Raw genomic sequence first — 6630 nt, forward strand, 5'->3', positions numbered from 1 at the left:
GTTTCGAGACCAAGGCGGTCGAGGTCGGAGTCGTTCAGTGGGGCAGCAGGCATGATGGCGTTCCTCCAGATTAAAGCAGCCGCCATTCACGACCGTCCGCACGCAGCAGATCATCGGCCTCTTTCGGCCCCCAGCTGCCGGCGGGGTATTCGTGCATGGTCGGCGGCGTGTCCGACTTGTGCCAGGCGTTTTCGATTTCATCGATGAACTTCCAGGCGTTCTCGACTTCATCACGACGGGCAAACAACGTGGCGTCACCGGCCATGGCATCAAGCAGCAGACGCTCGTAGGCCTCGGGGCTGGCTTTGCCAAAGCTCGATGAGTAGCGGAAGTCCATCTTCACCTGCTGAATGCTCATCGCCTGCCCTGGCTGCTTGCACAGAATGCGCAGCGCGATGCCTTCATCCGGCTGAATGCGAATCACCAGCGTGTTCTCGCTGTTGTTCAGCATCGTCGAAGTGGCAAACGGCACCTGCGGCGGCTTCTTGAAATGCACGCTGATTTCCGTGGCCTTCTTCGGCAGTTGCTTGCCCACCCGGATGTAAAACGGCACGCCCTGCCAGCGCCAGGTGTCGATCATCAGACGCAGCGCCACATAGGGTTCGGTGTTGGACTCAGGATTCACGCGATCCTCCTCCCGGTAACCCACGCGCGGCACGCCATCGACGCTGCCTGCGGTGTATTGGGCGCGGATCACGTTTTTGCCCACGGCCTCAGGTCCCACCAGCGGACGCAGGGCGCGGATCACCTTCACTTTTTCATCACGCACACTGTCCGCGCTGAGATCAGTCGGCGGTTCCATGGCGACGAGAGAGACGAGCTGCAAAAGATGATTCTGCACCATGTCACGCAGCGCCCCGGCGGTGTCGTAGTAGCCACCACGCCCGCCTTCCATGCCGAGATTTTCCGCACAGGTGATCTGCACGTGATCAATGTAACGGCTGTTCCAGTTCGGTTCGAAGATGGAGTTCGCAAAGCGCAGCACCATGATGTTCTGCGCGGTTTCTTTGCCGAGATAATGGTCGATGCGGTAGGTGTCTTTTTCCGCGAAGGTGGCGGCGACCACCGCGTTCAGGCCCTGCGCCGTGGCGAGGTCTTTGCCGAACGGCTTCTCACACACCACACGCGCCCATTTGCCCTTCGTTCCCTCATTCAGCCCGGCGGCGGCAATCATTTCCAGGATGGGTTTAAAGGCCTCCGGAGCGGAGGCGAGGTAGAAGAGGCGGTTCGCCGGCGTGCCGCGCTCGGCATCAAACTGGTCGAGCAGTTTCGCCAGCGACTTGTAGCCTTCGAGGTCTTCAAACTCGCTGCGGTGATAGTGGATGCACTGGGAGAAGCTTTTCCACAGCTCGTCATTGTGGCCCTGGCGGCTGTTTTTGCGGTTTCCTTCCTCCAGTTCAGAGCGGAAGCCCTCGTCCGTCTTGTCACGCCGGGCGAAACCCACCACCTTGAACTGGGGCGGCAGATCACCTGCGGCGGCGATGTTGTAGATGGCGGGAATCAGCTTGCGATGGGTGAGATCGCCGGTGGCACCAAAGATGACCACGGTGCAGGGTTCCGCACGGTGGCGGGAGAGCAGAGTCTCTTGAAAGGGATTTTCCATTTCGGGCATGACTTTAAAGCAGGGACTACGCCATAAACACGGCGCTGGACGGACAGACTAACCAGCCGCCCCGTGATGGCAACTAACGATGCCAGCGCAACCGGCCTAGGTCGATGAAATGACTTCATGGATGCCATGAATGCGGCGGGGTGGCAGAAAACATTCGGCGAAGTTCTCAGTCTGCCGGTCGGGGCTTGGGGGCGGACTGAGGATGCTGGAGCATGCGTGGACGCTGACCGACAGGCAGGAGTGCCTGTCGTACTGCCGGAGCGTCACCGCAGCCCCGGCCACCGCTTCATCACAAAACCGCTGGGCCATGCCATCACGTCCCGCCCCCCTTCCATCGAAGTCGCTGGACTGCCTGAAGTACGGCAGATTGGCTTCGCCTGTCTCGCAAAGCCTCGGCTCTCCTGTCTGTCGGTGTGCGTGTGCGCCAGCTATGCGGCTTTCAGCCGTCCGCAGGGGAGACTTCAGCAGTGCATTGCGTGCGGGACCCGACTCGGCGGGTGGTACGGGGAGGGGCGTTTTATGGCGCTGGGGGCTGGTGAAGACGCTGACCGACAGGCACGAGAGCCTAAGCTTTGCCAGAAAGGCGAAGCCAATCTCTCGTACTGCCATCATCTTAGGCCACCCCGCCATTAAACAGGCGTCTCTTTCGCTCATTTTCTCTATGTCTGCTGAGGTTCAAAGGTTTGACAGAGCGGCTCATCCGTTGAGAGTCAGCAGGCAATGAGCAAACCGGCACCTGAGCCAGACATTCCGATCCCGGAAGACGCAAAAAAAGATAAGGGCTTGTGGGAAAAAACCCGCAAAAGCCTGATCGAACGTCTGAACAATTGGGAAGACCAGAAAACTTGGAACGAGTTTTACCAGACCTACTGGCGTCTCATCTTCAGTGTCGGCACCAAAGCGGGCCTCACCCGTGAAGAAGCCTTTGATGTGGTCCAGGAGACCGTCATCGCCATCGCCCGCCAGGTGCAGAAAGGTCAGTACGACCCACGTGCAGGCTCCTTCAAGGCCTGGCTGCTGCAGATGACGCGCTGGCGGATTCTCGACGTTTTCCGCGCCCGCAAGCGCCAGCCCTCCCTGGCCGACCAAGGCAATGCGGACACCGAGGACACCAGCGGCCAGGTCATCGACCGCCTCTCCCAGGACAAGGACAACCTGCTGGAAAACATCTGGGACCGCGAGTGGCGTGACAACATCACCGCTGCCGCGCTGGAACGGGTCAAAGCCAAGGTTTCACCCCGCCAGTTTCAAATTTTTGACTGCTATGTGATGAAGGGCTGGGGGGTCAAAAAGACCTCTGAAGCCCTCGGAATCAATGCCGCACAGGTCTATCTGGCCAAGCACCGCGTCGGTGCACTGGTGAAGAAAGAAGTGCAGGGGCTTGAGAATACAATGCTTTAGTGGAAGACTTCCGGGCGCAGCTAGAACAGGCCCTGCAGCCACCCATCCTTCCACGCCAGCTTCATGAGCGATTCAGACGCCCTGCCCGACGATCATCCGCCTCCTCCCGAGAGCGAGGATGCAGCCGACGGCATGCCCGCCATGGATCAAGGTGCACTCGATGCGGACTCCTTCGAGATCAACCTGCCCGCCCCGCCCATTGCGGTGCCCACGGCCCGGGAAAAGGTCAAGAGCCGCGACAAGAACGGCCCGCCCTCCCACCGCGATGACATCGTCATTCCCGACTACACCCTGCTCAAGCGCATCGGCTCCGGGGCCTATGGCGAAGTCTGGCTGGCCCAGAGCGTCACGGGCGCCCTGCGTGCGGTGAAGATCGTCTGGCGTGAGGACTTTGAACTCACCCGCACCTTTCACCGCGAGTTTCAGGGCATCCAGCAGTTCGAGCCGATCTCGCGTGGTCATCCCTGCCTCGTGCACATCCTGCACGTCGGCTGGAATGAGAAGCGCGGTTTTTACTACTGCGTGATGGAGCTGGCGGACGATGCCGAGGACGGTGCCAACATCCCCGATGTGAAGACCTACGTGCCGCGCACGCTGACCACGGACATGAAGCGCCACGGCAGGCTGGACCCCTTCTTCTGCCGGGATGCAGGCGTGTACATGGCCGACGCGCTGCACTACATGCACAACCACGGACTCACCCACCGTGACATTAAGCCCTCCAACATCATCTTCGTCGGCGGCGTGTGCAAACTGGCGGACATCGGCCTCGTCGCCGCCTTTGGAGAGCGCACCTTTGTGGGCACCGAAGGCTTCGTGCCCCCGGAAGGCCCCGGCACGCCGCAGGCTGACATCTACAGCCTTGGCAAGGTGCTCTATGAAATGAGCAGCGGCAAAGACCGCATGGAATTCCCCGAGGTCCCGGACAATCTCTCGGACGAGGAGTGGCCGTTCTGGATCGACCTCAATCGCGTGATCTGCCAGGCTTGTGATGCCGACCTTGGCCGGCGCTTTACCAATGCCTCAGATTTTGCCGAATCCCTGCAGCAAGTCGGCGGCATCAGGCCAGAAAGTTTCGTCCGCCGCTTCAGCCGCGCGGCCATCATCACCACCCTGGCATCCTTCCTCGTGGCGAGTGGCCTGGTGGTGGCCAAGCACCAGCGCGAATGGAGCTATGAAGTCCCTGTGCCGGTGAAACCGCTGCCAGTGCTGCCTGCGCGTCCACAGACACCCACGCCGGGCAAACCCTGGCAGAACCGGCTCAAGCAGTGGTTCACCTACAAGCAGGATCGTTACATCGCGGACATGCCGCTGGACGGCGACCTCTTTGGCAAATTCCTCGGCGACAGCCGCGCAGCCGCCTACGAGGTGATCCCGAGTTTGCTCCCGGACAAAAGCGTGGTGCCTGCGGCATTCATCGCTGCGGAAGATGCCGACGCCTTCTGCGCCTGGATGACCGCCGAGGACAGCCGCAGCGGCCGCCTGGACCCCAACCATGAGTACGCCTGGCGCGCCATCAGTCTCCCGCCCACCCAAAGCACGTCCAAACCCAAGCCCGGTCACAGCGCGATTCGTTGCGAGATCGTGAAAGTGAAGTACGGCAGCCTGAACATCGCCAGCACGCCCGCAGGAGCGGAAATCTTCGACGGCGAACGCCTCTTGGGCCGCACCCCCCTCGCCCTGCCCAAGGTGCGCGCAGCCAGCTTCAGCTACGAGATCATTCTGCCCGGTTACAAGCCTGAACAGGCCACCGGCAAGCTCAAGCAGGGTCAGAGCATCAGCTTCAATCTGCGTCTGAAAGCCACCGGATCGGTGGTGTTTGGCAAGCCGTGGCAGAACAGCCTCGGACTCAAGTTCGTGCCGCTTGGCAAGGCCATGCTGGCCACCACGGAGACGCGCCGCAAAGACTTCGCCGAGTTTACCAAAGCCACCAATCAAGCACCCGTCGATGGCCGTGTGCTGGACGCAGAACCCGCCCTTCCCGCCAGCATGGTCACCCGTTCTGAAGCCGAGCAGTTCTGCCGCTGGCTGACGGACCGCGAGCGGGCGCAGGGCTTGCTGGAACCGGATCAGGAATACCGGCTGCCGAGCGATGATGAATGGAGCATGGCCGCCTATCTCTCGCGTGAGCTCGGCACCACTCCCGCCGAGCGCAGCCTGCGCATCGAAGGCATCTACCCTTGGGGCTTCATCTGGCCGCCACCCGCCAAATCCGGCAACTTCCTCGACAAAAGCGCGGACAAAACCGGCAGGGTCGCCATTCCCAAATATGACGACGGCTTTGCCGGTCCCGCACCCGTCGGTTCTTTCCGTGCTGATGGCCGTGGTTTGCATGATCTCTCCGGCAATCTCTGGGAATGGGTCTCGGACTCGTGGAACACCATGCCCGACCAGGGTGTCCTGCGCGGCGGTGCCTACACCACCGCAGAACGCCAGGAACTGCTCGCCTCCTTCCGCCGGCATGCCACTGCCACAGACCGCCATCCTGACGCCGGTTTCCGCCTGCTGCTCTGGAACATCGGCCAGATGGCGCGTGAAGACGACAACTGAGGCCGTACCTTTTGTGGGAATAAGCAATCTTCGCCGTCTCTCTCACGTATCAGCAACAACGTCATGAAACTTCGCCTCGCCCTCCTTTCCGCCCTTGCCGCCGCCTTCTGCATCGCCCAAGCCGCAGACAAACCTAAAACCGACTCCAAAACCATGTCCAAACCCGAAATCGTGAAGTCTGAAAATGACTGGCAAAAACTCCTCACCCCCGAACAGTTCCAAGTAACGCGCATGCGCGGCACCGAACGCCCCAATGGCGCGGCCTATGAAGAATTCGAGAAGCAGGGTGAAGGCACCTACTACTGCGTGTGCTGCGGCGCGGAACTCTTCACCTCCAACGAAAAATTCCACTCCGGCTGCGGCTGGCCTTCCTTCTACGACTCCTCGAAAGCCAAAGGCGTCCTCGAAAAAGTGGACAACACCCACGGCATGAAACGCATCGAGACCGTCTGCAAACGCTGCGACGCCCACCTCGGTCACGTCTTCGAAGGCGAAGGCTACAAAACCCCCACCGACCGCCGCTTCTGCATCAACGGCGTCGCCCTCAAATTCGTCCCCAAAGGCGGCGCAGCCCCCAAGCTCCTCGAAGTCAGCTCCACCGCCGTGCAGAGCAAGAAAGACGAAGTCGCCAAAGAAGGCGGCGTGGAAGTGAAGAAGTAAGTACGACAGGCGTAGGCTGTCGTAGGATGGGTGTGGCGACAGCCCGCCCGTCCATCAGCGTACGGCAAACACCACGGCCTGCGAACGCCCCCAGAGTCGGGCGGTTTGGCGGAGTGTGCGGTGAGACGTTGCCATGTCTTCGACGCCAAACACACCCAACGTACGTCCCCCGGAATGCCTGCGCCCATCGTACGATGGGTGTGGCGACAGCCCGCCCGTCCATCAGCGTACGGCAAACACCATGGCCTGCGAACGCCCCCAAGAGTCGGGCGGTTTGGCGGAGTGTGCGATGAGGCGCTTCCCTGTCTTCGACACCAAACACACCCAACGCACGCCCCCGCCCGGAATGCCTGCGCCCATCGTACGATGGGTGTGGCGACAGCCCGCCCGTCTGCGAGCGTACGGCA

The 6630-nt window shown here is 61.2% G+C and carries 6 protein-coding genes; 3 read left to right on the forward strand and 3 right to left on the reverse strand.

The genetic code is table 11. From position 1 onward, the window contains the following. Positions 1 to 70 precede the first annotated feature (70 nt). Together zwf and PSV43_RS03320 are read right to left on the reverse strand one after the other, a co-directional pair. On the reverse strand, positions 71 to 1612 hold the full coding sequence (gene zwf, locus PSV43_RS03315; RefSeq protein ID WP_300193757.1) for a glucose-6-phosphate dehydrogenase: 1542 nt from the start codon (positions 1610 to 1612) through the stop codon (positions 71 to 73). A 96-nt stretch (positions 1613 to 1708) separates the two neighbouring features. Further along, positions 1709 to 2224, reverse strand: a complete 516-nt coding sequence (locus tag PSV43_RS03320) for a hypothetical protein (RefSeq protein WP_300193759.1) — start codon at positions 2222 to 2224, stop codon at positions 1709 to 1711. 108 nt (positions 2225 to 2332) lie between these two features. On the opposite strand from PSV43_RS03320, the gene PSV43_RS03325 reads away from it, so the two are divergent. From PSV43_RS03325 to msrB, 3 genes are all read left to right on the forward strand, one after another. Next, on the forward strand, positions 2333 to 3013 hold the full coding sequence (locus PSV43_RS03325; protein WP_300193761.1) for a sigma-70 family RNA polymerase sigma factor: 681 nt from the start codon (positions 2333 to 2335) through the stop codon (positions 3011 to 3013). Between the two features lie 63 nt (positions 3014 to 3076). Beyond that, positions 3077 to 5563, forward strand: a complete 2487-nt coding sequence (locus tag PSV43_RS03330) for a bifunctional serine/threonine-protein kinase/formylglycine-generating enzyme family protein (RefSeq protein ID WP_300193763.1) — start codon at positions 3077 to 3079, stop codon at positions 5561 to 5563. Positions 5564 to 5626: 63 nt separating this feature from the next. Then, positions 5627 to 6223 carry a peptide-methionine (R)-S-oxide reductase MsrB gene (msrB, locus tag PSV43_RS03335; protein WP_300193764.1) on the forward strand — a complete coding sequence of 199 codons (597 nt, stop codon included), beginning with the start codon at positions 5627 to 5629 and terminating at the stop codon, positions 6221 to 6223. Between the two features lie 222 nt (positions 6224 to 6445). On the opposite strand, the gene PSV43_RS03340 is transcribed toward msrB, so the two are convergent. Beyond that, positions 6446 to 6630: hypothetical protein (locus tag PSV43_RS03340; protein ID WP_300193766.1), on the reverse strand; the 185-nt coding region annotated here is incomplete at its 5' end.

The sequence above is a fragment of the Prosthecobacter sp. genome, from assembly GCF_029946185.1.
In the GTDB taxonomy this organism is placed as follows: domain Bacteria; phylum Verrucomicrobiota; class Verrucomicrobiia; order Verrucomicrobiales; family Verrucomicrobiaceae; genus Prosthecobacter.

What these genes read in the sequence shown, in the direction of transcription:
- zwf (WP_300193757.1), bottom strand. Translation starts at nt 1,612, where the DNA reads ATGCCCGAAATGGAAAATCCCTTTCAAGAGACTCTGCTCTCCCGCCAC.
- PSV43_RS03320 (WP_300193759.1), bottom strand. Translation starts at nt 2,224, where the DNA reads ATGATGGCAGTACGAGAGATTGGCTTCGCCTTTCTGGCAAAGCTTAGG.
- PSV43_RS03325 (WP_300193761.1), top strand. Translation starts at nt 2,333, where the DNA reads ATGAGCAAACCGGCACCTGAGCCAGACATTCCGATCCCGGAAGACGCA.
- PSV43_RS03330 (WP_300193763.1), top strand. Translation starts at nt 3,077, where the DNA reads ATGAGCGATTCAGACGCCCTGCCCGACGATCATCCGCCTCCTCCCGAG.
- msrB (WP_300193764.1), top strand. Translation starts at nt 5,627, where the DNA reads ATGAAACTTCGCCTCGCCCTCCTTTCCGCCCTTGCCGCCGCCTTCTGC.